Source organism: Nostoc mirabile CHAB5784, from assembly GCF_020829645.1.
GTDB lineage: Bacteria > Cyanobacteriota > Cyanobacteriia > Cyanobacteriales > Nostocaceae > Nostoc > Nostoc mirabile.
The window spans coordinates 1-25,301 of record NZ_JAIVFS010000047.1 but is presented as its reverse complement, the minus strand read 5'-3'; the positions used below and the strand labels follow the sequence as shown (position 1 = coordinate 25,301).

25 protein-coding genes are annotated in these 25,301 nt (G+C 42.4%); 9 read left to right on the top strand and 16 right to left on the bottom strand.

The genetic code is table 11. The annotated features are described in order from the left end of the window. Positions 1-6 precede the first annotated feature (6 nt). The gene (psbA, locus tag LC653_RS25420; RefSeq protein ID WP_229497491.1) at positions 7-1,089 is read right to left on the bottom strand and encodes a photosystem II q(b) protein; all 1,083 of its coding nucleotides are present in this window, start codon (positions 1,087-1,089) and stop codon (positions 7-9) included. Positions 1,090-1,402: 313 nt separating this feature from the next. Here psbA and LC653_RS25415 point away from each other — a divergent pair, with 313 nt between their 5' ends. Beyond that, positions 1,403-1,768, top strand: a complete 366-nt coding sequence (locus LC653_RS25415) for a VOC family protein (RefSeq protein ID WP_229497490.1) — start codon at positions 1,403-1,405, stop codon at positions 1,766-1,768. Positions 1,769-1,791: 23 nt separating this feature from the next. Here the strand turns inward: LC653_RS25415 and LC653_RS25410 are convergent, their stop codons facing one another. Then, positions 1,792-3,135: a hypothetical protein gene (locus LC653_RS25410; protein WP_229497489.1), complete on the bottom strand. Its 1,344-nt coding sequence runs from the start codon at positions 3,133-3,135 to the stop codon at positions 1,792-1,794. A 38-nt stretch (positions 3,136-3,173) separates the two neighbouring features. Then, positions 3,174-4,247 (bottom strand): undecaprenyldiphospho-muramoylpentapeptide beta-N-acetylglucosaminyltransferase, encoded by a 1,074-nt coding sequence (murG, locus tag LC653_RS25405; RefSeq protein ID WP_229497488.1) that lies wholly within the window; start codon positions 4,245-4,247, stop codon positions 3,174-3,176. An 85-nt stretch (positions 4,248-4,332) separates the two neighbouring features. On the opposite strand from murG, the gene LC653_RS25400 reads away from it, so the two are divergent. The 4 genes from LC653_RS25400 to LC653_RS25385 all read left to right on the top strand — a co-directional run bounded on the left by LC653_RS25400 (position 4,333) and on the right by LC653_RS25385 (position 7,051). After that, complete coding sequence (locus LC653_RS25400) at positions 4,333-5,172, top strand: DUF8623 domain-containing protein (RefSeq protein ID WP_229497487.1); 840 nt, start codon at positions 4,333-4,335, stop codon at positions 5,170-5,172. A 166-nt stretch (positions 5,173-5,338) separates the two neighbouring features. Then, positions 5,339-5,608, top strand: a complete 270-nt coding sequence (locus LC653_RS25395; protein ID WP_229458531.1) for a hypothetical protein — start codon at positions 5,339-5,341, stop codon at positions 5,606-5,608. Further along, complete coding sequence (locus LC653_RS25390; RefSeq protein ID WP_229497486.1) at positions 5,601-6,020, top strand: pepsin/retropepsin-like aspartic protease family protein; 420 nt, start codon at positions 5,601-5,603, stop codon at positions 6,018-6,020. The genes LC653_RS25395 and LC653_RS25390 overlap by 8 nt, the downstream gene beginning before the upstream one ends. A 257-nt stretch (positions 6,021-6,277) precedes the next feature. Further along, positions 6,278-7,051 carry an SDR family oxidoreductase gene (locus tag LC653_RS25385; protein WP_229497485.1) on the top strand — a complete coding sequence of 258 codons (774 nt, stop codon included), beginning with the start codon at positions 6,278-6,280 and terminating at the stop codon, positions 7,049-7,051. Positions 7,052-7,058: 7 nt separating this feature from the next. On the opposite strand, the gene LC653_RS25380 is transcribed toward LC653_RS25385, so the two are convergent. Together LC653_RS25380 and LC653_RS25375 are read right to left on the bottom strand one after the other, a co-directional pair. Further along, on the bottom strand, positions 7,059-7,832 hold the full coding sequence (locus tag LC653_RS25380; RefSeq protein ID WP_229497484.1) for a hypothetical protein: 774 nt from the start codon (positions 7,830-7,832) through the stop codon (positions 7,059-7,061). 358 nt (positions 7,833-8,190) lie between these two features. After that, positions 8,191-9,078, bottom strand: coding sequence for a LysR family transcriptional regulator (locus LC653_RS25375; RefSeq protein ID WP_229497483.1), 888 nt, complete (start codon positions 9,076-9,078; stop codon positions 8,191-8,193). Positions 9,079-9,192: 114 nt separating this feature from the next. On the opposite strand from LC653_RS25375, the gene LC653_RS25370 reads away from it, so the two are divergent. Beyond that, positions 9,193-10,671, top strand: coding sequence for a ketol-acid reductoisomerase (locus LC653_RS25370; protein WP_229497482.1), 1,479 nt, complete (start codon positions 9,193-9,195; stop codon positions 10,669-10,671). 311 nt (positions 10,672-10,982) lie between these two features. Here LC653_RS25370 and LC653_RS25365 read toward each other — a convergent pair whose 3' ends face one another. After that, on the bottom strand, positions 10,983-11,390 hold the full coding sequence (locus LC653_RS25365) for a hypothetical protein (protein ID WP_229497513.1): 408 nt from the start codon (positions 11,388-11,390) through the stop codon (positions 10,983-10,985). Between the two features lie 205 nt (positions 11,391-11,595). On the opposite strand from LC653_RS25365, the gene LC653_RS25360 reads away from it, so the two are divergent. Then, entirely contained in the window at positions 11,596-11,910 is a 315-nt protein-coding gene (locus LC653_RS25360; protein ID WP_229497481.1) for a hypothetical protein, read from the top strand. Positions 11,911-12,594: 684 nt separating this feature from the next. Here the strand turns inward: LC653_RS25360 and LC653_RS25355 are convergent. Continuing rightward, positions 12,595-13,245 (bottom strand): hypothetical protein, encoded by a 651-nt coding sequence (locus LC653_RS25355; RefSeq protein WP_229497480.1) that lies wholly within the window; start codon positions 13,243-13,245, stop codon positions 12,595-12,597. 202 nt (positions 13,246-13,447) lie between these two features. Then, positions 13,448-14,548: a D-alanine--D-alanine ligase family protein gene (locus LC653_RS25350; protein ID WP_229497479.1), complete on the bottom strand. Its 1,101-nt coding sequence runs from the start codon at positions 14,546-14,548 to the stop codon at positions 13,448-13,450. 440 nt (positions 14,549-14,988) lie between these two features. Between LC653_RS25350 and LC653_RS25345 the strand changes: the two genes are divergently transcribed. Then, on the top strand, positions 14,989-16,680 hold the full coding sequence (locus LC653_RS25345) for an NAD-binding protein (RefSeq protein WP_229497478.1): 1,692 nt from the start codon (positions 14,989-14,991) through the stop codon (positions 16,678-16,680). A gap of 210 nt (positions 16,681-16,890) precedes the next feature. Here LC653_RS25345 and def read toward each other — a convergent pair whose 3' ends face one another. Together def and LC653_RS25335 are read right to left on the bottom strand one after the other, a co-directional pair. Then, complete coding sequence (def, locus tag LC653_RS25340; protein ID WP_229497477.1) at positions 16,891-17,421, bottom strand: peptide deformylase; 531 nt, start codon at positions 17,419-17,421, stop codon at positions 16,891-16,893. A 100-nt stretch (positions 17,422-17,521) separates the two neighbouring features. After that, complete coding sequence (locus LC653_RS25335; protein ID WP_229497476.1) at positions 17,522-18,766, bottom strand: HhoA/HhoB/HtrA family serine endopeptidase; 1,245 nt, start codon at positions 18,764-18,766, stop codon at positions 17,522-17,524. Positions 18,767-18,929: 163 nt separating this feature from the next. Here LC653_RS25335 and dnaA point away from each other — a divergent pair, with 163 nt between their 5' ends. Continuing rightward, positions 18,930-20,312, top strand: a complete 1,383-nt coding sequence (gene dnaA, locus LC653_RS25330) for a chromosomal replication initiator protein DnaA (RefSeq protein ID WP_229497475.1) — start codon at positions 18,930-18,932, stop codon at positions 20,310-20,312. 462 nt (positions 20,313-20,774) lie between these two features. Here the strand turns inward: dnaA and LC653_RS25325 are convergent, their stop codons facing one another. From LC653_RS25325 to LC653_RS25300, 6 genes are all read right to left on the bottom strand, one after another. Beyond that, positions 20,775-20,987 carry an SUMF1/EgtB/PvdO family nonheme iron enzyme gene (locus tag LC653_RS25325; protein WP_229497474.1) on the bottom strand — a complete coding sequence of 71 codons (213 nt, stop codon included), beginning with the start codon at positions 20,985-20,987 and terminating at the stop codon, positions 20,775-20,777. Positions 20,988-21,329: 342 nt separating this feature from the next. Continuing rightward, the gene (locus LC653_RS25320) at positions 21,330-22,601 is read right to left on the bottom strand and encodes a phthiocerol/phthiodiolone dimycocerosyl transferase family protein (RefSeq protein WP_229497473.1); all 1,272 of its coding nucleotides are present in this window, start codon (positions 22,599-22,601) and stop codon (positions 21,330-21,332) included. A gap of 80 nt (positions 22,602-22,681) precedes the next feature. Next, complete coding sequence (locus LC653_RS25315) at positions 22,682-22,873, bottom strand: GMC family oxidoreductase N-terminal domain-containing protein (protein ID WP_308189140.1); 192 nt, start codon at positions 22,871-22,873, stop codon at positions 22,682-22,684. Positions 22,874-23,075: 202 nt separating this feature from the next. Next, on the bottom strand, positions 23,076-23,627 hold the full coding sequence (locus LC653_RS25310; RefSeq protein WP_229497472.1) for a hypothetical protein: 552 nt from the start codon (positions 23,625-23,627) through the stop codon (positions 23,076-23,078). 189 nt (positions 23,628-23,816) lie between these two features. After that, positions 23,817-24,092, bottom strand: coding sequence for a hypothetical protein (locus LC653_RS25305; RefSeq protein WP_229497471.1), 276 nt, complete (start codon positions 24,090-24,092; stop codon positions 23,817-23,819). A gap of 469 nt (positions 24,093-24,561) precedes the next feature. Beyond that, positions 24,562-24,819: a hypothetical protein gene (locus LC653_RS25300; protein WP_229497470.1), complete on the bottom strand. Its 258-nt coding sequence runs from the start codon at positions 24,817-24,819 to the stop codon at positions 24,562-24,564. Positions 24,820-25,301: the final 482 nt, after the last annotated feature.

Genomic DNA, 25,301 nt, shown 5'->3' with positions numbered 1-25,301 from the left:
TCAGAATTAACCGTTGATAGCAGGAGCGCTCATTGCCACAGTCCGCACATCACCAGCAGCCAAATCTAAGGGGAAGTTGTGAGCATTACGCTCGTGCATTACTTCCATACCCAGGTTAGCCCGGTTGATTACATCAGCCCAAGTGCTGATAACGCGACCGCTTGAATCAATGATTGATTGGTTGAAGTTGAAACCGTTCAAGTTGAACGCCATTGTGCTTACACCCAAGGAGGTGAACCAGATTCCGATTACAGGCCATGCTGCTAAGAAGAAGTGCAGTGAACGGCTGTTGTTGAAAGAAGCGTATTGGAAGATTAGACGACCGAAGTAGCCGTGGGCTGCAACGATGTTGTAGGTTTCTTCTTCTTGACCGAATTTGTAACCGTAGTTAAGCGATTCGGTTTCGGTGGTTTCACGAACTAGTGAAGAGGTTACTAGTGAACCGTGCATTGCAGAGAACAAACTTCCGCCGAATACACCTGCTACACCTAATTGGTGGAAGGGGTGCATTAAGATGTTGTGTTCTGCTTGGAACACGATCATGAAGTTGAATGTTCCGCTTATTCCCAAGGGCATACCGTCAGAGAATGAACCTTGTCCGATGGGGTATACCAAGAATACTGCGGTTGCTGCTGCAACGGGAGCAGAATATGCAATCGCAATCCAAGGACGCATACCTAAGCGGTAGGATAGTTCCCATTCACGACCTAGGTAGCAGAATACGCCAATCAGGAAGTGGAATATTACCAGTTGGTAAGGACCACCGTTGTACAACCACTCATCAAGAGATGCTGCTTCCCAAATTGGGTAGAAGTGCAAGCCGATAGCGTTGGAGGAAGGTACTACTGCACCAGAGATGATGTTGTTTCCGTAGATTAAGGAACCTGCTACTGGTTCACGGATTCCATCGATGTCTACTGGAGGTGCAGCGATGAAGGCGATTACGAAGCAAGCGGTGGCGGCTAGCAGGGTGGGGATCATGACGGAGCCGAACCAACCGATGTAAATACGGTTGTTGGTGCTGGTGATCCACTCGCAGAATCTATCCCATACGTTGGCGCTTGAGCGCTGTTGTAAGGTTGCTGTCATGGTTTTATAAGTGCGGTTAGTTGTTTTATAATCAGGCTCGTTTGTCTTTGCCTGTGAATCTACTTTACAATGCTTTACAATTTTTAATCAAGTTTTATTACTTCAGTAAAGCTGATATAACCTATTAGTTTTGCTTATTCAAGAGTTAAGTTAAGTGTTTGCGGGTGTTCCAAATATATTGAACACAGAATTTAGATATGTTTACTTTGGTGTCAGCGCTGAAAAGATAAAATTAAAAAGGAAGATTGTTGTTATCGATTCTGGATAGAGAGTTGATATCGATTACTACCGAAATTAGGAAGGGATGTGTGACATGACAATTACTCTAAATCACACCATAGTGCCTGCACATGACAAGGAAGCATCGGCGAGGTTCTTTGCAAAAATTTTTGGTTTAGAGGTCGAGGTTCCCGTTGGTCACTTCGCTGCTGTGCATATAAATGATGCATTTACGCTCGACTTCGCCGACGCTGAAGCGTTTGAGCAACATCATTATGCGTTCCATGTCAGTGATGAAGAATTTGATGCAATTTTTGCCCGCGTGAAAGAGGCAAGTATTGAATACAGTAGCGACCCCATGCATGAAAATAAAGGACAAATTAACCACTGGAACCAAGGTCGTGGCTTCTATTTCTATGACTTTGATGGCCACAACTTAGAATTGTTGACCCGTGCATAGATTTTTGACATCAAGTCAATGCATTACTTCTTTACTAAAAAATATGCTGTAGCGTACTCCGGCAATTGGCTGATATTCTGCCTAAATTGTTTTTGACTCTTAAAAATACCTGCTAAAAAATCGAGTTGATAAAGATTGGGTAAAAAGGCTCCGCCTGTATCAGCCATAACCCCCATTTGCAGATGTTTGCGGCCACCTTTAGTATGCTCAATAACAATCACTTTACCTAAACCAATATTCAGCACATCTCCAGCAAAGGTTACTCCTGGTTTAATAGAAATTTTTGCATCTATTTTGTATCCATAGCCTTTAATGGCATCAACCTCTCTAAAATACCAATAACGCTTTTGTGCTGTTGCCTTTAATCCGCGAATATAAGACATTCCATTATTTCTATCTACATTAAAAAATGCCCTATAACCATCTGTAAAGTTAATTAGGATGGTTCCTTGCATCAACGCTTCTTCTAACCCAGTTCTAGTTAGATAAGCGAGACTTTTAACTTTTCCAAATTCTTTACCTCCTGGTTCATAAATACCAGACAAAACATCCTGCTTTGTGTATTTGGTGTAAAAAGTATTTTTATTATAGTTATCTTTTAAGCTATAAATTGGTGTATTAAAAGTAGAATTTTTCTTGCGAGAGCCGGAGTGAGTAAATACTGCATATTTGGTAATTCTTAATTGCTTTTGTTTTTTGTCTTTTGGATTATAAGCAGTCCATTTAATAACTCGGAAATTGGAATTGATAAACTTGGGGTCTTGTAAACGAGTAGCTCGATTATTAGCAATATCCTCCTTTAAGACAGCAATCATGAAATCTAATGTCTTGATGACATCTGGCACAGTAACCCCTTGAGTAGCAAGAATTCCTGTACGCAGAATATCTGGGTCTTCTGAACTATAATCTTGAAAATATTTTCTAGTATTAACAAGAACGGTTAATAAATCTCTTTGATTGAAGTTGACCTTACTAATTGGCAGTTTGACTGGAGTAATAACCTGGCTGCCATTAATGCTGAATTTGTATTTTTTGAACTCATCGACAACTGGATAGGGCGCAGATGCGGCTAACAAATTGTGTTGAGATGAAAAGACATTTTGCTTGCCTATAATCTCATCAGATGTTTGTTGAGTGATTAAAGAATTTTGAAACCTCAAATCAAGTTGATCAAAAACTTGATTTGAAGTAAGAGAAATCTGTGATTCAAGTGGGGTAAAATTTTCTTGCTGAGTAAAAAACTGATATTGTTGGGCTAGCTGTTTAGTTTTTGATTGAGTATATACATAGCTACTGGCTAAACCGATAAGCAATAATGCAGCACAACCTACTGTGAAGCGGAATTTTTGGCTGAATAAAATATTCATAACTAGGAAAATCAATTTTTAATGCTAAATAATCAACGTTATGTTTCTATCACCTCACGCACTAACTGCGCCAACTTGTCGGCACTATCGGGAACTGCGATCGCATGAGCTTTTTCCCCCATCTTTGCTAACTCATCCGGTGATTGCAACAAATTCAACACATTACTTTGCAATATTTGTGCCGTCAACTCCGATTGCTTCAGCGTTAAGGCCGCACCAGATGAAGTAAATACGTTTGCATTGTAAGATTGATGATCTTCTGCGGCAAAGGGGTAAGGAATCAAAATCGCTGGCGTTCCACATACTGCCAATTCTGTCAAGCTACCAGCACCAGAACGACTAATGGCAAGAGTTGCTCGTTGCAACAACGCTGCCATATTGTTGTAAAAAGGTAAGGCTATGTACTGTGGATGTTTGAGGCTATCTGCTTCTGAATCGCGATCGCCAGTTAAATGTACTACATAAGCACCAGCATCAAACCAAGCGGTTGCAGATTCACGCACCAACTTATTAACCGCAACTGCACCTTGGCTACCACCAAAGACGACAATTAAAGGAACACCATCAGGAATAGCTAAATCGAGAGGTGCATCAATTGCCCCATTGAGAAATTGCGCTCTAACTGGAGTACCAACGCAGACATTTTTAGCACGAGGCAAATACTTAGCAGCTACTTCAAATCCCAAGGCTACCGCACTACACCAAGGGCCAAAAAAGCGAGTTACTTTACCAGGTATTGCGTTAGATTCATGAAAAACCACGGGTAAACCGAGGGAACGCGCCGCAATGACGGCTGGCCCGGCAATGTAACCCCCTGTGGTAAACACCCCTTGAAAATTCCCCTGTTTTAAAATTCGTCTGACTTCTATAATCGAACCAGCGAGTTTACCCAAAATGCGAATCGAGGAGAGTCCAAACCTTTGCTGAAACCCTTCAACTGCAATAGTATTCAAGGGATACTCTTTAGGGACAAGTTGAGTTTCTAGCCGATTGGGTACTCCTAGCCATTCGATTTGATAATCTGGCAATTTTTGTGCCAGTGCGATCGCTGGAAACAAATGTCCACCAGTCCCACTGGCAGCTATTAATAATCGTATCGGTGCGTTTGCCATCAAACCTCTACCGTTTAGCGTCTAGCTTAACTAAGATAAAACAATTTCCTTACTTTCTCTCATCAAATCAGTAAACTCTTAACCAATGACAAACATTATTACCGCCTTAGTGAGACGACAACTCAGATTTCCAGCTAGTATCTGGCTGGTTTCGTTACTGCTAACCCTTGGTTTAACAAGTGGTTGGCAACGCACTCAAGCAACGACACCACAGCAATTAGCGCAAGCTGGTACAGCCCAAAATGCACCAGCCGATCTGAAAAATCTGTTAACGCAAGTTGATTCAGCCGCCAGCCGGGGCGATGTCAAAGGGGTGTTGCAATTCTACAGCCCCAACTTCAGTCATGGGGATGGATTAAACCTGCAAACCCTGGAAAAGTCTTTGACTTCACTTTGGCAACGATATCCCAAATTGCAATACAGTACAAAACTGCTATCTTCAAAACCTGAAGGCAATGGGATTATTGCTGAAACAGAAACGAAGATAACTGGCTTGCCCTCCGGTAACAGTAATAATTCGGCTCTTAATGCCACGATTAAATCGCGTCAGCGCATTACAGGCGGAAAAATAGTCCGCCAAGATATTTTGTCAGAACGCACCCAACTTACCTCTGGCAGCAAGCCGCCCCAAATTGATATTAAATTACCAGAGCAGGTACAAGTTGGTCAGAAGTATAATTTTGATGCGATCGTTCAAGAGCCACTTGGTGATGATTTTCTATTAGGAGCAGCGCTAGAGGAACCCATTCAAGCAGATAAATTTCTCAACCCTACATCCGTAGATTTGCAATTACTAACATCTGGCGGACTGTTTAAAACGGGACAAGCACCATCTACCCCTGGTAGCCAGTGGGTTTCTGCTGTCATCCTGCGGGGTAATGGGATGACGATGGTCACTCAGCGCCTGCAAGTGGTGAAGAAATAGAGACGCGATTAATCGCGTCTGTACAGGAGAGACGCGATTAATCGCGTCTGTACAAGAGTTAGTACGCTACGCTACAACTAGCGTACTAAAAATCTTGATGGTGCGTTACCTTTAAATTTTCTTGAGATAATCTGGAGTTCTATTAAAGCTTTTCACGAGTAGCTATATGTCTCTAAATGAACTGCTACCTGCTGTCGATCAACTATCACACCAAGACAAGTTACGGCTCATCCATTTTCTGCTGTTAGCAGTAGCGAAGGAAGAGGGCTGTAATTTAGAGTCTACAGAGTCTACAAATATTATAAATCCAGAAGATTTACTGCTCAAAGAACTGGCATCAACGGCCGCGGTTGTATGGTCTCCCTACGAGGCGTATGAAGCTGCCCAAACATTATCAAACCTTCTTGAGGCAGCGAGAAAAGAGGGCGATGCTTGAGGGTAAGAGATTTCCTTTCATCAAGCGAAGCAATAGCTTTGGTCTTTCTAGCACCATGCCATACCTAGCACTAACGTTAACCTATAAAACCTGCTCTGTAGAAGTTATGGCTTTGCTAGATACAGGTGCAAGCGTTAATGTTTTGCCTTACGAAGTCGGTCTGCAACTAGGAGCAGTCTGGGAAGAACAGACAGTCCCAGTCCAGTTAAGCGGAAATCTGGCTTGTCTGGAAGCACGCGGCTTAGTTCTATCAGCTAAAGTTGCTGAGTTTTCGCCCGTCCTCCTCGCGTTTGCATGGACAGAATCAAGAGAAGCTCCTTTAATTCTCGGACAGATGAATTTTTTTGCAGAGTTTGATGTGTGTTTTTACCGCTTAGATTTAGCTTTCGAGTTACGTCCAAGAAAAAAATAAAAAACTCCACGCCACTTGCGGGATGGAGTTTTTGGGCATGGGGAATAGGGCATGGGGCATGGGGAAGAGTCACCAATGCCCAATGCCCAATACCCCAAGTCGGCGGGCGGCTATCCCTCTCCACCCACTCTTGGGTTGGAGTTTCCCGCCGACTTTCAATAAATATTAATAGCTGAGAAAATATATCTGTACTCAATAACTTGCTAAATTGCTAAATTGTGTATTTAAATTAACACTGGACTATTGACTTTTTTTCAATGACTTCGCTAGAAAATCAAATCATTTTAATCACTGGTGCAAGTAGTGGTATTGGTACTGCTTGTGCGAGAATCTTTGCGGGTGCGGGTGCAAAACTTATCCTAGCGGCACGACGGCTGGAACGTTTGCAGCAGCTAGCAGATGCTCTCATTAAAGAATTTGGTATTGAAATTCATTTATTACAGCTAGATGTGCGCGATCGCAATGCTGTTGAATTTGCCATTTCTACTCTACCCTCTGCCTGGTCTAACATCGACATTCTCATTAACAATGCTGGTCTAAGTCGTGGTTTAGACAAGTTGCACGAAGGTAGCTTTCAAGACTGGGAAGACATGATTGATACTAACGTTAAGGGTTTACTTTACGTGTCCCGCTATGTCGTTCCGGGAATGGTGAGTCGCGATCGCGGTCATGTGGTAAATTTAGGTTCCATTGCTGGACATCAAACCTATCCCGGTGGTAATGTCTACTGCGCTACCAAAGCTGCTGTGAGGGCAATTTCTGAAGGTTTAAAACAAGACCTGTTGGGAACGCGGGTACGTGTAACTTCCGTTGACCCTGGTATGGTAGAAACGGAATTTAGCAATGTGCGCTTTCACGGAGATGCTGAACGCGCCAACAAAGTTTACCAGGGAGTTACGCCCCTGACAGCAGATGATGTGGCTGATGTGATATTTTTCTGTGTGACGCGATCGCCCCATGTGAATATTAATGAAGTTGTGCTGATGCCTGTTGACCAAGCTAGCGCTACCCTAGTTAATCGGCGAACATAATGAATAATTAAGCGGTCTTAAAAAATCGAATAATTTCGCGGACATGATCGAGAAATTGCCCGTCGGTGGAGAGTTGCGCGATCGCAGTTCGTGCTTCTCTTGCCAAACGTTCATGTTCAGTTTGATTTGTCGCGCGTAATTCTTCCAAGTTAGCCGCAATTCGAGCTAAATCTCTGCGAGTTTCTTCAGCAAAGCGTTGTTGAGTTGCTGGTAATGAATAAGATTGTTCTGGGTTAAGTTGCTCCTCAAATGACTGGATTTTTTGTTCCAATATAGAGAAGCGATCGCGCAGTTCAACAATATCTTCGCGGGGATACTTCCATTCTTGGCGAATCATCGCTAACCGCGCATATAAATACTCATACGCCCGAATCGCTGGACGTAGAATTGTTAATAACAAAGCTGCACCAGAACTTATATACCCAACCGTACTAATACCAGTGGCAGCAAGAGTATAAAGACCAACGGCTGAGAATAAGTGTAAAGCAATGGCAACCCAGAGCGATCGCTTTGCCAACGCTGTGACATACTTCACTTGTTTCTCATCGACTGGAATTCCTTTCTCTTTGGATTGTGCTGCTTCTGCTAAGACTTCTTTAGCTTGAAAATGCACATTCCACGGGACGGTAACAATTACCAACAGCCACCAAAAGCTTGCACCACCAATCACCCAATCAAGAAAGTTACCAGCAGGGATGTGCAACCATTGCAGTAAGCCAAAAGCTGTTAGCACTACAACCACAATTCCTGCAATGGAACTGATGAAAAAGTTGATATACATCTTACCCTGTCTCCGGTGAAACTATACCTCAATCATGACTATGCCCCAGCAGTTATACGGAAATTATTGTGATGGTTTTTCTAGTAGCACATATCCCACTGTGCAAAATTCCAACTTCAAAAATTTTTGGCGTTGCTGAATCAAGGGATGATTCTTGTAGGGTGGGCGTCTCGCCCGCCCTGAAATACAAGGGACGGGCAAGATGCCCATCCCACAAAACTAGCAAAATCATCCCGCAAATATGCAACGCCAAATTTTTATGTTCAGAATGCTTGTGATAGTTTTTCTAGTAGCACATATCTTAATTGTACGTAATTCACAATTCAAAAATTCTGGTGTTCAATAGGTCAACCATAAATCAATTCTGAAGAACAATTTCTCTAATGACCTCAATAAATGTTTGCAAGATAGGTGATGACTCATCTTGTCGCCAGACGGCTGCAAGCTCCACCTTTGCTATTGACGTGTTGAGATTGGTATAAACAACCCCTGTCCTGTGGATATTACGAATTGATGCAGGAGCAAGGGAAACACCCATACCAGCAGAAACAAGACCGAGTATTGTTTGCTTATGGCTTGCTTTTTGGACAACTTTAGGACTGAAACCAGCTTGTTGGAATAAACTGATACATAAATCATAGTAGCCAGGTTCTAAATGACGCGACACCAAAATAAAAGATTCATTGCCTAAGGCAGACAAAGTTAATTCCGGCTTTTTAGATAGAGGATGAGACTCTGGCAAAACCACCACAAATGGTTCTTGCAGAATCATAGACAAGCTTAGAGACGCATCATTTACAGGGGGAATCATCAGCCCAAGATGAATTTGACGGTTTTGTAAAGCCTGTACTTGAGCGCTGGTTGTCATTTCCTCTAAATCCAATTCCACGCTAGGGAAACGCTCTCGAAATACCTGAAGAACTTTCGGCAAAATGCTATAAGTTGCAAAACCAGAGAAACCCACAGCAAGTTGTCCAATTTCTCCCTGTGCAACAAGTCTTGCCACTTTTATTGCGTGAGATGCTTTATCCAAAACTTGACGCGCCTCCTGCAAAAAAGCTTTTCCTGCTTCCGTAAGCTGAACCTGACGCTTGGTGCGGTGGAATAGAGAAACACCCAATTCTGCCTCTAATTGGCGTATTTGTTGACTTAGAGGTTGCTGCGCCATGTGGAGTCTTTGGGCTGCTCGACCAAAATGTAATTCTTCTGCAACTGCGACAAAGTAGCGTAAATGCCTTAGCTCCATTGTTTGAACTTTTTAAGTGTTAATTAACTATAAAAAATGTGTTGGACAGAGTGACAGCTAGCACCTAATGTAATAGCTAGTCGATGCGAAATATAGCACTGTAGTAATAAGTTTATGAGTAGTTTGCACTTCAACACCAAGACATTTAACAAAGAAAAAATTCTTTTAGCAAATACAGAAGAATATATCATCCGGGGAGGGCATCATCTTTTTCCACTTTTACCCAAAGCATTTGCAGGTATTGGGCAAATCGGAGTCATAGGTTGGTCATCTCAAGGTTCTGCCCAAGCACAGAATTTAAGAGATTCTCTTAGGGGAACTGATATTAAAGTCAAAATAGGTCTGCGAGAAAATTCGACTTCTATTCCATTAGCTCAAAAAGCTGGCTTTACCACAGATGATGGCACATTGGGAGAGATGTATGAAGTGCTTTCGTCTTCACAATTGTCCATTCTTCTAATTTCTGATGCTGCACAAGCTAACAATATAGAGCGAATTTTTGAGTCTCTTTGCCCAGGTTCTACACTCGGCTTATCTCATGGATTTTTGCTGGGATACCTCAAAAGTATTGGTAAAGATTTTCCGGAAAATATTAACGTGATTGCCGTATGTCCCAAAGGGATGGGCCTTTCAGTTAGGAGACTTTATGAGCAAGGCAAAGAAGTGAATGGGGCTGGCATTAATTCGAGCTTTGCCATTCATCAAGATATTAACGGCAAAGCAACAGATTATGCACTTGGATGGTCAATTGCTATAGGTTCACCTGTTACATTTAAAACTACACTTGAAGAAGAATATAAGTCTGATATCTTTGGAGAAAGAGGCGTGTTACTTGGAGCAGTTCACGGGATTGTAGAAAGTCTTTACCGTTGGTTTATTGGTCAAGGATTCTCTAAAGAAAGTGCGTTTGCTAAAAGTGTGGAATCTATCACTGGCCCAATTACCAAGCTGATTTCCCAAAAGGGAATTTTATCTGTTTACGAGTTTTTGAATGAAACAGATCAGGAAGCTTTTAAGAAAGCCTACTCTGCTACTTATCATCCTGCTTTTGAAATTTTGATGGAGATATATGACGATGTTGCTTCTGGAAGTGAAATCAAGAGTGTTATTGAAGCAGAACATCGGCATCAACGCTATCCTATGAAAAATATTGATGGGACACAAATGTGGCAAGTTGGCGCTAGTGTCCGTGCTAAAAGACAACCAGAAAATATTGCCGTTAATCCTATCACCGCAGGCATTTATATTGCGACGATGATGGCTCAAGTAGACTTACTTCGAGAAAAAAAGCACTCCTACTCAGAAATCGCTAACGAATCCATTATTGAAAGCGTGGATTCTCTTAATCCCTATATGCACCACAAAGGCATCGCTTTTATGGTTGATAATTGCTCCATAACAGCGCGATTAGGAGCAAGAAAATGGGCATCAAGATTCGATTACATTTTATATCAACAAGCTTTTACTACGCTGGACTCCAATCTGAGGATAGATCAGGAACTATTTGATCAGTTTTTAACACATGAAATTCATCAAGTTTTATCAGTTTGTGCAAAATTACGTCCGTCTGTTGATATTTCAATTGTTGGGTGAATAGCGAGCTTTTTACTTTTTAACTTTCCTTGGCGTACTTGGCACGCCAGTTGCTAAGAAAGCGGGAACGCTAAGAGCGAACAAGTCGGGCATTGCCCGCCCAAAGCACTGGCTCGTCCTTGGCGGTTCGTTTTTAAAGATTATGTACATCTTCATGAAGAATTAGTATTATACCGTTTCTTTGTAAAGCTGCATATATTTACCCCCCGGCTACGCCGTCCCCCCTTATTAAGGGGGGACTACAGGGGGGTCTTATTATGTACATCTTCATGAAGAATTAGTATTACCTAATTTCTGTCAGTGAGTATCAATTACTGAATTAGATAGCTACGCCAAATTGATTGCGTATCTTTACTACTCTTTTCTGGAAGTAGCAATCGCCAGGTTTTGCCTTCTTGCTGAATTTGCAGGTAAACGTCAAAAGGTTTTTTTGGTTGCGTCAAGCGCCGTTTTGGTAGCTTTAAAATTAAATCGTAGGTTCCCCGAACGTGGAAAGCTGGTAAATTTTCAATCGTTAAGGGTTGTTCCTGGGTAATTGATAGCCGCTTGATTTCAAATCCTTGAAAATCTAGATCCAACTGCTGGCTAAGTTTTTGTTGAGTTTGCTCTAGCCCAAGTGCGATCGCTTTTTGCACTAACTCGCTAGTCGGTAGCAGTCCGATACTGCCACAAGCTGTCACTAGCACCAGCAATATTGCTGTCAAAACTAACCGCACTATGTTATTCACTGCCCGATCTGCTATTTTCATCCTTATCAGTTTAACCGGACAGACTGCTGCTTTTTCAGCATCAAGAAATTCCTTTGCTTTCCACGTTGAGAAAGATCCGGCTGATGGATAGCTTTGGCAGAAGGGGAGACGTTCGCCGTAGGATGCCCGTTCGCGTAGCTTGCTTAAGTTGCGATCGCTTTCTCAAAAGTTGCGATTGCTTACTCAAAAGCTGCGATTGCTTACTCAAAAGCTGCTATTGCTTATTCAAAAGCTGCGATTGCTTTCTCATTTCGGTGTTTTCCGCAAGCAAAAGCTGCTATTGCTTATTCAAAAGCTGCGATTGCTTTCTCATTTCGGTGTTTTCCGCAAGCAAAAGCTGCTATTGCTTATTCAAAAGCTGCGATTGCTTTCTCATTTCGGTGTTTTCCGCAAGCAAAAGCTGCGATCGCTTTCTCATTTTGGTGTTTTCCGTAAGCAAATAGCTAAATTGCTTAAGGGGGAGTGTTTGCTTTACTCAAATACGAGGTGAGGTTGCACCGAAGTGAGAACAGCTATATAGCAGTTAGGACTTACGCACAAGAGATCCCCCAACCCCCTTAAAAAGCAATACGGTTCAGTTAAGGATAATCGTAGATAATCGTAGGTTGGGTGGAACGTAGTGAAACCCAACAAACCCGCGAAAATGTTGGGTTTCGTTCCTCCACCCAACCTACGCAGTTTATGGTTTTTGGCTCAAATACGAGGTGAGGTTGCACCGAAGTGAGAACAGCTATATAGCAGTTAGGACTTACGCACAAGAGATCCCCCAACCCCCTTAAAAAGTTGGCTCTTAAGATTCCCCCCTTTTTAAGGGGGGTTAGGGGGGATCGAGGTTTCAGGTTTTTAATGCGTAAGTCCTGAGAAAAATTGTAGGTTGGGTTAAGCAAAGCGCAACCCAACAAAGCGCCAGAAATGTTGAGTTACCCTGCAAGAAACCCCTTTGGGTCTACGTTCCTCAACCCAACCTACACAGTTTAAGGGTTTTGGCGCTAACCCAAGCGTATTGAATCCTATTTGAGTTGTAAGATTATCGAACCGCCAAGCCGCCAAGAAAAGAAGTTTACGAATTATTTTGGACTGCTATATATCCTCTAGATATTAGTAAAGGCACGGTATAACCATGCCTTAATTAGCAAAAAATATTATTTTGACAGGTTTTTGCTTTACAGGAAATTTAAGACTGGCGTAAAATTGCAGACAATGAACTATCTTTACGAAGATCCATTAAGTCTGCTAAAGATTCTGTGCGCGTATCCAAGTGGTGCTTGTGTTCTGCTGGTAGAACCGTCACCAGATGTTTTGGTTTAGGTCGCATCTGCATAACGGGTATCAGTTGTGACTGTGGCACAAAGACTGGCTGATTCTTGGGAAGGCGAGGTTCCAATCTTTGGTAATGGTTCTGTGCCAAGCGTGCCTGATGACGGTTAACCAGTTTTTGGACTTTTTGCGGTTGCTTTGTCCGGTTGAGCATTCGGAAAATGAGCAAGCAACCACTACCACAGCTGAGGACGATCGCAGCCACCATCCATAAAGGTGTAGGATTGCTATTCTCAGAGGGCGCATTGATTGGTTCTTCAACTATAACTGGGATTTTTTCTGGTTCTTCTTGTGTTACCTGTCCAGCATTACCTAAGCTATACAGGGCAAAAGCACCACCACCCAAAAACATGGCTAAACACCCAGTCAACAATAGCCAAGGATGATGTGCAACCAGATATATCAGAACGTTCGAGCTTTGTTTTAATCTCGATTTCCTGTTTGTCAGCTCTGGAGTAGCCCCTCTTAGTTGGGTTCGCTCGCGCTGTACACTCTGACTTTTTTCCATGATTACTTTCAGATTTGTACCCCTCTAGTCCATAAATTGTACTGGAGGAGTTAAGCATCAGGTATCCGTAACAAAATTTCAGATTTAAGTAGCTTTTTTTGTAAAATGGATGCTACTAAATCTGGCTAACTTTTGTCAAAGTTCTGTATTTCTTGTGACTTTTCGCCGTAATAATCTGAAATCAGTTCGGTTATTTTCTCTGTCAGCTAGGAGAATGCCTTTCTATGGCAAGTTGAATTAACCGATCAACTAATTCTGGAAAAGAGACTCCACTATGGGCCCAGAGTTGGGGATACATACTAGTCGCAGTAAACCCTGGCAACGTATTTATTTCGTTAATCAAAACTTCTTGTGTTGCTTCGACATAGAAGAAATCTACCCTTGCTAACCCCGCAGCGTCAACGGCTGCAAAAGCTTGCAAAGCCATGTCCTGAATTTGACGGGCGATCGCATCTGGAAGCTGTGCAGGTATCAGTAAATCTGCCATACCTTCTGTATATTTAGTTTCATAGTCATAAAAATCGCTGTCATAAGTAATCTCTCCAATGACAGAGGCTTGCGGTTGATCATTACCTAAAACGGCACACTCTACTTCTCTGGCTACGACACCAGCCTCTACAACTAATCGGCGATCGTAACTAGCAGCATTATCTAAAGCGGCTTCTAATTCTTGGCGCGATCGCACTTTGGCAATACCCACTGATGAACCCAAATTAGCAGGCTTAACAAAAGCGGGATAACCTAATGCTGCCTCAATGTCATCACACAGCTTCGGAAACACGCAAGGATTAGACCAAACTTGCGTTCTCGTGATCGCCTTATATTTTACCTGTGGTAGTCCCGCTTGCTCAAAGGCCATTTTCATAGCAATTTTATCCATCCCCATTGCCGAACCTAACACCCCAGAACCAACAAAAGGGACTTGCATCAAAGTTAGTAACCCTTGAATTGTCCCGTCTTCACCGTTGGGGCCGTGGAGAATGGGAAACCAAACATCCACTTGGGCAACTTGAGAGGGAGATTGCCACTTGCTGAGTGTTTGGGCTTGAGGGTTGGATGTCAGATTTCCAACAGATGTTGATTGTTCAGATTCCAGTAGCAAAGTGCCGGTTTCTAAAACCTTTTCGGGTGCTTCTCCAGCTAGCCAACGTCCATCTTTTTGGATGTAAAAAGGCAGGATTTCGTACTTATTAGCATTTTGCTCTGCACTCAAGGCTTTAGCGATCGCCCGTGCTGATTTGATTGAAACTTCATGTTCTCCCGAACGACCGCCAAACAGTAACCCCACGCGCAGCTTTGCCATTTTCGGTTCCTCTACACTCCTCAAGCAGATAGCGTATCACAACCTACAAAAATTCCCATATTTTTCTATATTATTTTATTGGCTGTTGAAACCCTACCTAGAAAAACTCTCCTACCAAGTGTTGCGCTCACCCGATAGCCCGCCCAGAACTGAAGTTCGGGGCTAATAGCTAAACTCCACTAAGCGTGGACTGAAATTTTCGTTTTTACAAAGTAAAACTATCTATATGGCTTAAACTCTTGTATTTAGTCCTCTTGAGAGGACTTTAGCTATTAGCCTTGGAATTTATTCCAAGGCGGGATAGCAACGAAGCAAAAATGCCTCCAGCCTCCAATTGAAACAATCGTGTTGTCAGCTACAGTTATATTCTAGGAAAGTGGGCAACAATATTGATAAATAACTAGAAATGCAGCTTTACCTGTAAAAGATGCTGCCGTTTCATGAAACCCCGAATTATTGTTTGTGGCTTAGGACGTACCGGATATAAAACCTTTCGTTTGCTGAGACACCAGGGAGCCTTCGTTGTTGGCATTCATCACCAATCTATCCCTGGCGAAACAGCAGGAGATGTGATTGTTGGCGATTTAGAAGCAGCTGCTACCCTAACAGCAGCAGGAATTCAACAGGCACACACTTTAGTAATCGCTGGATCTAAAGATGCTCTGAATTTGTCTATTATGATGCAAGCGCGGGTGCTGAATCCCCAGATTCGGATTATCAACCGTTTTTATAATACAAATTTGGGGGAGCGCCTAGATCAAAGTTTGCCAAACCACTTGAGTATGAGTGTTGTGGGATTAGCAGCACCTGTATTCACTTTTGCAGCAATGGGAAACCGAGCGATCGGACAAATCAAATTATTTCAGCAAACTTGGCCAATTCACGAAGAATACATCGATGAAAACCACTTCTGGAGGGGTTTAAAGCTGAGTGAATTGTGGGAAGACCGATCGCGGATGCTGATTTATTACTTGCCAGTAGAAGGTGAAATGGATCTGGTATCAGGTGTAATATCTGGACAAGAGATCAAGGTGGGCGATCGCTTAATTATTGGCACCCAACCCCGCATTCGTTCTCCTCGGAGATCATTGATTAAAAAACTGCTGAAAGTCATGACTAATCTTAGGCAGTTTCAGGAACACGGGCGATCGGTACTGGTGAGTGCTATTGTACTATTGGCGGTTATTCTGATTGCTACATTCACCTATATGTCGGCTGAGTTGAGTTTATCTCCTGTCGATGCTCTATATTTTTCTGTCGGCATGATTACTGGAGCAGGTGGTAATGACAAAGTAGTAGAAAATGCTCCTAACAGTATTAAGTTATTTACTGTTGTAATGATGCTGATTGGAGCAGTGGTGATTGGTATTTGGTATGCCATGCTCACCGATTTTGTCTTAGGAAGCCGCTTTAAACAATTTTGGGATGCAGCCCGAATTCCCCAGCGATATCACTACATTGTCTGTGGCTTGAGTGGTATTGGGGTAAGAATTGTCCAGCAACTTCACGCCAGTGGACATGAAGTTGTAGTAGTTGAACCCGACTCTAACAACAAATATATCAACACTGCCCGCGAACTGGGTATCCCCGTCATTCAAGGTGATGCCAGCTTTCGCACAATACTTAAAGCCAGCAATATAGACTCTGCCGCCGCAGTGCTTGCTGTTACTAGCAATGATGCTACCAATCTGGAAATTGCCCTCAAAGCCAAAGGCTTGACACCAAGCATTCCGGTGATTGTTCATTATGCCGATCCTGATTTTGCTGGCATAGCGCAACAGCTATTTGGCTTCGAGGCGGTACTGAGTCCGGCTGAACTAGCAGCCCCAGCTTTTGCTGCTGCTGCACTAGGGGGACGCATCCTGGGCAATGGCATTACAGCAGATAGTCTTTGGGTGGCTTTTGCAACTGTGATTACACCTTCACATGTCTTTTGTGGTCAGTGGGTCAAAGATGTAGCTATGTCTGCTGACTGTGTACCTTTGTACGTAGAAACAAATCACCAAACCCTTCACGGCTGGGATTTATTAGAAACTAAGCTCAGTGCTGGCGATGTTTTATATATGACAATGCCAGCCACGCGATTGTATCAATTGTGGCGGGGCGAACAGGTTTGCGAAGCACACGCTTAAATAATTCGTAATTCGTAATTCGTAATTCGTAATTAATACTTCCCACTCTCACCCTCATTTATCAAAAAAGTAAAGGTTCAAAACCTCATCCCTTGTGGGCGAAAAAGTCCTTGTATCTTAAGGTAGGTAAAAACCCCACCCCTAGTGTCGGATTTAATTCAATTACGAATTACGAATTACGAATTACGAATTACGAAGTACGAATTATTTTTATTTGTTAACTACTCGTTGTTGATATTCTTGCTCAGTAATCATATCGAGAGTGTTTTCTATGCGATCTACAAATACGATCCCGTCGAGATGATCATACTCGTGTTGAAAAATCCGAGCGATAAAATCGGTTAATTCTTGCTTTTGTAAGTTGCCGAGGCTGTCAGTGTATTCCACTTCAATAGCTTTATATCGAGGAACTAACCCCCTAATTCCTGGAACACTTAAACAACCTTCCCAATCTTTGACAACTTCAGTTGAATGAGAAATAATTTTGGGATTAATCATAGCAGTAGGTTCCATTTCTGGGGCATTGGGATACCTGGCATTAGGACGGGAAGCCACAATAAATAAACGATAGGATTGTGCTACTTGAGGCGCAGCAATCCCCACACCGTTAGCTTTGGCAACAGTGGCGATTAAGTCTTCAATTAACTTTTGGATATGCTCATCTTGAATATTCTCAACCCAAGCAGCTTTTTGGCGTAATGTTGGATTTCCTAATTGAATTATTGGCGCTAACTCACTCATGATAAAACTCCTTTAAGTAATGGGTAATGGGGAGTAGGGAATTGGGAATGGGGCATTGGGCATTCACAAATGACAAATGACAAATGACAAATGACTAACATCATCCCTCGCGTGTCACGGGCAAAGGAGCAGGTTGGACTCCTAACTGGATAGTTTGCCCATCGCGTTCCACTTCTATTGGTAAATTAGTACCGATTTTGCTATTTTCTACTAGCTTTTGTACTTCTTCAATTTTAGTAACAGGCTGGTTATTAATGCTTTTAATCACATCACCGACTCGGAGTCCAGCCACCGATGCAGGCGATCGCGGCACAATCTCAACCAGCAAAACGCCCTCATCTGCTGTAAGATTTAAGCGATCGCCTGCTCTATTTTTTATTTTTTCTTTAATATCTGGTGTTAGTGTCACCATTTGAACACCCAAATAAGGATGATCCACCTTGCCTGTAGCAATTAATTGCTGGGAAATTCTTTGCACAGTATTAATGGGGATAGCAAATCCCAAACCTTGAGCGCCTCGAATAATAGCTGTGTTCATTGCGATTACCTGGCCACGAACATTTAGCAATGGGCCACCGGAGTTACCAGGGTTAATCGCTGCATCCGTTTGAATGTAATCAACCCGCTTGTCACTAGCACCGATATCGCTACCAGAACGACCTGTAGCACTAATAATCCCAGAAGTTACGGTATTATTTAAGCCTAACGGATTACCAATGGCGATGACTGCTTCTCCTGGTTGCAAAGCATCGGAATTACCCACAGCTAAGGTTGGCAGATTATTAGCATCAATTTTGATCACAGCTACATCCGTTACCGCATCTTCACCCAGTACTTTACCATCAAAAGTCCGGCCATCTTTGAGTGTGACAGTCACTCTATCAGCACCATCTACCACATGGGAATTGGTCAAAATTTGACCTGAAGAATTAATGATAAATCCAGAGCCACTACCCCGCTCTACCCGTTGTCTAGGCTGTGGCGCACCGTCTCCAAAAAACCGCCGGAAAAATGGATCGTTGTTAAATTCGTCTGGTACGCGAGAAGTGATTGTTCGGGAAGAATCGATGCGAACTACCGCAGGCCCCACACTTTGCACTACTTTTACCACAAAATTAGGATCTTCAGACGAAGAGATAATTGGCGGGGGGACAATTACCGGATTGGGTTCTATTGTCCTTTGGGCTTGAATCTCGCTTTGTCGAATCTCAAAGGTTTTAGCAGGTAAAAGAGAGCAGCTCCCCAGGAACACCACTGCTACCCCGGATGAGAGCATCCACAACCTGTGAGGTAAACCCCTGGTATTAATCTTTTTGGGCGCTAAATCATGGTTTGTTGTCTTCATGTGTCGTTGCTTCTCCATATCAATCACTGGTGTTAGGATCTTGCCTACCGGGTATGTCCCAAAATGATTACAACTTAAAAGCTTATTCTAGGTCTAGCGTGTCTGGATGCTAAATTAGTGCTTTCTCTTCTATTGTGACGGTTAGCAGCAAGGGTGGTGGATAATGGAAATTCCCATAGAAAGTCTGTGGAGTCAGGTACTAGAGCGCCTACAGCTTGAACTATCCCGGCCCACCTTTGAAACTTGGATCAAAACTGCTAGTGCAGAGCGATTAGAAAATAATTGCTTGGTAATCTGTACTCCTAACCCATTTGCTCGTAATTGGTTACAGAAGTATTACATCAATACCATTGCTCATGTGGTACAAGATATTCTGGGTCATCCCGTAGGAATTTACATTACTGTTGCTCAAGGTGATGAAGTTTCTCATTTGAGTGAACGAGAGGTTTCTTGGGAATCACCAAATCCTAGCAGTATTTCCGAAGCTGTTCCTAATCACAATCATAAAACTACTGAATTAAACTCTAAATATGTCTTTTCGCGGTTTGTAGTTGGTGCTAACAATCGGATGGCTCACGCGGCTTCTTTGGCAGTTGCGGAATCTCCAGGTAAAGAGTTTAATCCTTTATTTTTATGCGGTGGCGTAGGTTTGGGTAAAACTCATCTTATGCAGGCTATTGGCCATTATCGCTGGGAAATTTCGCCTAATTGTAAAATATTTTATGTTTCGACTGAGCAGTTTACTAATGATTTAATTACAGCGATTCGTAAAGATAGTATGCAAAGTTTTCGAGAGCATTATCGAGCCGCCGATGTTTTATTAGTTGATGATATTCAATTTCTTGAAGGGAAGGAATACACTCAAGAAGAATTCTTTTATACTTTTAATACTTTACATGAAGCTGGTAAACAAGTTGTCATTGCTTCTGATCGTCCTCCTAATCAGATTCCTAGCTTGCAAGAACGGCTTTGTTCTCGGTTTTCTATGGGATTAATCGCAGATATCCAAAAGCCGGATTTAGAAACGAGAATGGCAATTTTGCAAAAAAAAGCTGAGGATGAAAATATTAGTCTTCCCCGCGACGTGATTGAGTATATTGCTTCTAACTATACTTCTAATATTAGAGAATTAGAAGGAGCTTTAATTCGGGCGGTAGCTTATATTTCTATTTGGGGCTTACCGATGACGGTAGAAAATATCACACCAGTTTTAGAACCGCCTAATGAAAAAATGGCAGCTACTCCAGAAGCAATTTTAAAGGTTGTAGCGGATAATTTTGATGTTTCAATAGACGATCTCAAAAGTAACTCACGACGAAGAGAGATTAGCTGGGCGCGTCAAATAGGAATGTATCTCATGCGCCAACACACGTCTCTGAGTTTGCCGAGAATTGGCGAGGAGTTTGGTGGTAAAGACCATACCACGGTAATCTATAGTTGCGATAAAATTACCCAACTCCACCAGAGCGATCGCACCTTAGCACAAACAATCCGCCAACTGAGCGATCGCATCAATATGACTAGTCGTTCTCAAAAACCATCCTGAAGATGTATTGTAAGTTTTCCACAACCAGCACTCTAATAATTAGCATTGATGGCTGAATAATTAGTCGAAAATATTAAGTAACGTATAAAAATTGATTAAATTTAACTTAGATTATGGGAAAAATCTTACTTTTTGTAGATATATCTCTGGAAAACTTGAGACATCGCCGATGAAACTTAATTAAGTATAATTACCTTGTGGAAAAGTAACTGAGTTTTTCCACAAGTTTTCCACAAGGTAAACTTGCCTAACTATGATTGCAACAAAAATTGTGGAATTTTTTAGTAGTCTGTCTTTGCTGAGTTTGTAGTAGGTGCTTTAGCGCTCAAATCAAGGACTAAAGTCCTGACTACGAACTTATTCACCCATCATAATCATAAATGGGATGAGTCGGACAACTGTTCGACCTCGCAGCCTACCAAGCTATCGACTCGGTTTGATATTCGGAGATTGTTACCAACCTCACTGGAGTAGGTCTGGACTCTTCTTTGGTACGCCCGATGAATTCCCATTCATCAGTTCTGACAGCAGAAGAGTGCTGAGGGGAGCCGCAACCACAACCCGAAAACCCACGTTGTTGTTCCTATTGTCACGCGCGTTCCTGTTGCGATTCGCCGAACGGCAGTTCCTCGGATTGTTGTTCCACGAACCACCACGCAGCAGCCGTAAAACCAATCGAGATCATGCTAAAAAAAATAGCACCAGAAAAATTTCTAGACCATTAATGAAAAGAAATTTTCCTAGCTCTTGTGCAAATGCGATCATGTAGATGACACTGTTTCTAGTAGAAGCACGTCACCTGCGCGGACATTGCCAACGATGATCGCTGGTCGAAAGGATGGCGGGACTTATGTGTCGCTCACGGAATTCAGACGTGTCATTCAGCACCCGTGCTGGGTGTGGACGATCTGCCTCTAGGATCTGTGATGCTTTGCTTCAACTCACCGTGGATGCCGACCGATTGGGAGTACCAACTAGCCTTTTTTTTAGAAATGCAAGTAGCATTTGCTACCCGACTTATACAAGGGCAGTAAGCAATTGTTCCATAGCTGTGTTTTTTATGTTGTAGGCGTTTGCATCAGGCACAAGAGACTCTTGGTAACGACAAAGAAAACACATTTTATCTTGAAGTGTTGCTACACTTATCAAAAGTGGTAGAGATTTTGCCCCCGTAGCCATAAAATAAAATTCCTGTAGCTGTAAATTTCCAAACTCCTGTTTAATATTTAGATTCCCCAAATTAGTAATTACAATATCTATTCCTCCTAAATCTCTAGCATCTAAAGTTTCCTCACCTTTGTTAGAATTACTAGACAATAAGGCTCTTGCTTTTAGTACATCGTCAAATATTTTTCCGTCTGCTACCAATTGATTGAGCTTATATTTAACTTCACGTGCTAAATCCCAAAAATCGGTCTTTTGGTTTAATCGATGAGCCGTGACTTGTCGAGTAATGTATTCTCCCAGATTTTTGCCAACATCAATTGTTAAATAGTTACGGATATTTATTGGAGTAAGACACTTGAGAATAATCTCATTATGAGATTTGATTTCAGCAGCGATCGCTAAAAAAAATGCAGCGCATAAAGCACCGTGAACAGAAGTTTTCTCTTCTCGACAGCGAGCTATAAGCTTGGTAGTTTCCCAAGGAGATAGCGTCCAACGAAACAGGCGAATGGGAAATGTTTCTAAAGTATTTACTCCCTGATTATTTCGATAAGTTGTTGTTAATATAGATTTCAATTCTATCGAACTATCTAAATCTTCCTCAACCCAATTTTTTGTCGCATTAGGGATAATTTCATCAACAGGAGGCAAGTCTGGTAAAAGCTCACGAGGGCTGTCTGGTTCACCAATAAATTGCAAGATATCTCGGATCAGATAAGCTCCTGATAAACCATCACCAATGCAATGATGAAAAGTAATTATTAGGTTAGAAATATCAGGTGAGTGCAGCAACAATACGCGTAGCAGTGGCTCTTTGTTCCAACTCAAAGGCTGACGTAATTCTTCTATCATCTCCCAACACCAATGTTCTTCTCCTTGCCGCTCAATTACTCGTAGTGGAATAGGTGGAACATTTTCTAAGGAAAATTGTGGCTGATTTTGATTATTAATGACTATTTTTACTCTTAACCGAGAATGCCTCAGTTGTAGCCAAGCCAAAGCTTCAGTTAATAACTCAATTGTAAATGACCCATTAATGGTCGCCGACAAGGTAACATTTTCCGGGCTGTTGTTGTATGACAACCACATCAACTGTTCTGATGCTGTAAGAATGCGATTCATGGCAATTACAAGGATTGTAGTGTCTTATCTATAAATGTCTTAGTGTGCAACACCCCTCAAACGTAGGCTAATCAATCCTACTAGAGTTGTTGACCGACTTTGCTACCACCTTCGGTTACGCTCAACTCCCCATTAACCCCGTGGTATGCGTTGGCATCGCAGTGCTGGTTCTCAGATTTCTTGAAATAGGGCAATACATCTTGGTACAACCAACCGGGATTCCCCAATGAGTGCCAGTGATCATAATCGTGATGATTGCTCCGGGTATAAATCTCAGTTGATTCTTCACCTCACCAGCAATCTTACAGTACTGTCCTAACCGAGGTCTAGCGGTCTAACGGATGGCGCGTCACCGGAGGACGATAATCCTTGCATCATAACCGATAGCGTAAACTTCCGTTTCGAGTGCACGCCCTTGTTAGACATGGTTGTAAACAAATGATTAACAATTCTGGACATAAGCTCAAATAGAAATTATTTAAAGTCAATGAATGGCCATATAACTATGCCCATAACAAATATCAAAACAAGCGCAATAACAACAATTAAAGGATTAGGTAACAATCTTCCTATCCACATCCAAACTACTCCGCCAAGGAATGGAAAAGCTAAACCACAGATCATGCCTATTATATTCGTGACACGTCGTCCAATCGGATTCGGAAAAGTTTTTAGATCAGATTTAGAGTTGTCTTGCCCACGGCGTAAGGTACGCTCATCATCACGAATTGCTCGATGAGCAGCAATCACACCCAGTAATGTAGCAAAAGATGATCCAACACCCAGCGCAACCATTGCCTGACGTAGTGTTGTTAATGTCGAAATAAACGACATTTTATCGGAGCTTGAAACAGACAATGAAGTGGCTTCAGCACTAAGGGAAAAGCCGTAGGCAGTAAATAATAGCCCCTGTAAAGTAATCATCCACATTATTCTCTGATTGACAAGGTTGTCTTCGTGTTCAATCTTGGCTCTAATACGATCGTAAAGACGTTCAACTTCCTCTTTTATCAAGTTATCAGGCATGTTTTTACTCATATGCTTGACTCTAACATGGTAAATCTACAAAAGTAAAAATGGCGATTTCGGAAAAATGCTCTTGAAGAAGTACTGGAGTTTAGACTAAAGCAAGCAAAAATAGCTCGACATTTGAAGCAATTGTCTGCATATCGAACAATAAAATAAAACCAGAGCAATAAAAGAGATTAAAAGCAGTTAAGCAGTATTTTTAGATACTTTCTTGGGCTTGGTAAAAGCTTTTTTGACAATGGGATAACGAGTCCGTGGCGCTCTAGGTCTACCAGGAGTCCAACCAGGAGACTTTCCTCTGGGTTTGGGGTCAGGTGCAGGTGTTCCAACCCGAGCCAAAACTGCTGTAAAGGAGTTAGCGACTCGACCAGGGGATAATTTCTGGCTTGGCTGTTGCCAAGGTAGAGGGCAATCTTTGATACTATCTTTTGCCAACCACAACTGCCACGAGAGTAAAGGCATCAAATCACTCCAACGTTGAGACTGCTCAGGGGTGGAAAAATGAGGTAATGTCCAATGCAAACGCTGCTTGATAAAACGATACTAGTGATCAACTGCAAAGCGACGCAGATACTGGTGCCATATCTGACTTTTCACGGTATGTAGAAAAGTCAAAGGGTGTCGGGTGTAGTAAGACTTTCTTTTTTTCACTACACCCGACACCCTATCCCCTACCTTCTGTCTTAACCAGGGCTGTTTCATTCCCCAAAGAGCTTTAAAAATCAAGGGTTCTAGCAATTAAAAATTGGTTATTTTGTTACCAGCGTGCCGAGAAAATGAACTATTTTACTGATATTTAAGGGCTTAAATGTTCATCTTATTGTCACCCTTATTTACAATTTTATCGCTAACCATCTTGACAAATCCTGTTTGAAATGGAATGAAACAGCCCTGCTGTCTTAACGGGGGTTTTAGGACTTCCCGTGAAAAGTCAGGATTGCGATGGCGTACTCGCCCGCAGGGAGAGCGATCGCTCTCCCTGTGCTGCCTGTCTAGTAATCAGGATTCTTGCCGAATTTGGCTTCTGATAAAGAGTTGTTCTGCACTTACCAGGATGAGCAGTAGCCCTACAGATGCTCTGGCGATCGCCTCCGTCGCCCAGTTGTGATTTACCAGGTCGGGGATCGCTGTAACAAGCGTCAATGCAATGATCAGCCAAGGTGCGATCATGACAAAATTCCGTTCCCAAGCAGGTTTATCGCGCAGTCTCGCTTGGCTCCGTAGTACGCCTTGACACCAAAATGGAAAGGTACTGAGGACAGCGGCAAGGTATAACAGTCCAGCATTAACCCTCTCCTAAGAAAACAGAATGGTTTCTTAGGAGCAGCCCCACTGGCGGCGATCGCCACCCGCTATGAATGGAAGAAACTATTTTGACGCGACTAATCAGCAGGTATATTAATAATTATCCTGACAGTTAAAACCGAACCCACAATAGTGTGTTGAGCCTGATTAGGAGCATGGTTCTGGGGCTTTATGGCTATGACATTGGTGAAGGAAAATTTCCTATCCCGTTTGAAAGATTATTGATAAGTACATCCCCAGGTCAAGTCGCTTCGCTCCAATTCGTAATTCGTAATTCGTAATTCGTAATTATTACCCCACGGATAAATCCGGGGGCTTGAATAAAGTTGGCTTTGCCCTTTTTTTCTTTTTCATAATTAAAATTAG

What these genes read in the sequence shown, in the direction of transcription:
- LC653_RS25395 (WP_229458531.1), top strand. Translation starts at nt 5,339, where the DNA reads ATGTCTCTAAATGAACTGCTACCTGCTGTCGATCAACTATCACACCAA.
- LC653_RS25375 (WP_229497483.1), bottom strand. Translation starts at nt 9,078, where the DNA reads ATGGAGCTAAGGCATTTACGCTACTTTGTCGCAGTTGCAGAAGAATTA.
- LC653_RS25415 (WP_229497490.1), top strand. Translation starts at nt 1,403, where the DNA reads ATGACAATTACTCTAAATCACACCATAGTGCCTGCACATGACAAGGAA.
- LC653_RS25335 (WP_229497476.1), bottom strand. Translation starts at nt 18,766, where the DNA reads ATGAAGACAACAAACCATGATTTAGCGCCCAAAAAGATTAATACCAGG.
- psbA (WP_229497491.1), bottom strand. Translation starts at nt 1,089, where the DNA reads ATGACAGCAACCTTACAACAGCGCTCAAGCGCCAACGTATGGGATAGA.
- dnaA (WP_229497475.1), top strand. Translation starts at nt 18,930, where the DNA reads ATGGAAATTCCCATAGAAAGTCTGTGGAGTCAGGTACTAGAGCGCCTA.
- LC653_RS25385 (WP_229497485.1), top strand. Translation starts at nt 6,278, where the DNA reads ATGACTTCGCTAGAAAATCAAATCATTTTAATCACTGGTGCAAGTAGT.
- LC653_RS25370 (WP_229497482.1), top strand. Translation starts at nt 9,193, where the DNA reads ATGAGTAGTTTGCACTTCAACACCAAGACATTTAACAAAGAAAAAATT.
- LC653_RS25345 (WP_229497478.1), top strand. Translation starts at nt 14,989, where the DNA reads ATGAAACCCCGAATTATTGTTTGTGGCTTAGGACGTACCGGATATAAA.
- murG (WP_229497488.1), bottom strand. Translation starts at nt 4,247, where the DNA reads ATGGCAAACGCACCGATACGATTATTAATAGCTGCCAGTGGGACTGGT.
- def (WP_229497477.1), bottom strand. Translation starts at nt 17,421, where the DNA reads ATGAGTGAGTTAGCGCCAATAATTCAATTAGGAAATCCAACATTACGC.
- LC653_RS25355 (WP_229497480.1), bottom strand. Translation starts at nt 13,245, where the DNA reads ATGGAAAAAAGTCAGAGTGTACAGCGCGAGCGAACCCAACTAAGAGGG.
- LC653_RS25305 (WP_229497471.1), bottom strand. Translation starts at nt 24,092, where the DNA reads ATGCCTTTACTCTCGTGGCAGTTGTGGTTGGCAAAAGATAGTATCAAA.
- LC653_RS25390 (WP_229497486.1), top strand. Translation starts at nt 5,601, where the DNA reads ATGCTTGAGGGTAAGAGATTTCCTTTCATCAAGCGAAGCAATAGCTTT.
- LC653_RS25310 (WP_229497472.1), bottom strand. Translation starts at nt 23,627, where the DNA reads ATGCCTGATAACTTGATAAAAGAGGAAGTTGAACGTCTTTACGATCGT.
- LC653_RS25410 (WP_229497489.1), bottom strand. Translation starts at nt 3,135, where the DNA reads ATGAATATTTTATTCAGCCAAAAATTCCGCTTCACAGTAGGTTGTGCT.
- LC653_RS25380 (WP_229497484.1), bottom strand. Translation starts at nt 7,832, where the DNA reads ATGTATATCAACTTTTTCATCAGTTCCATTGCAGGAATTGTGGTTGTA.
- LC653_RS25320 (WP_229497473.1), bottom strand. Translation starts at nt 22,601, where the DNA reads ATGAATCGCATTCTTACAGCATCAGAACAGTTGATGTGGTTGTCATAC.
- LC653_RS25350 (WP_229497479.1), bottom strand. Translation starts at nt 14,548, where the DNA reads ATGGCAAAGCTGCGCGTGGGGTTACTGTTTGGCGGTCGTTCGGGAGAA.
- LC653_RS25400 (WP_229497487.1), top strand. Translation starts at nt 4,333, where the DNA reads ATGACAAACATTATTACCGCCTTAGTGAGACGACAACTCAGATTTCCA.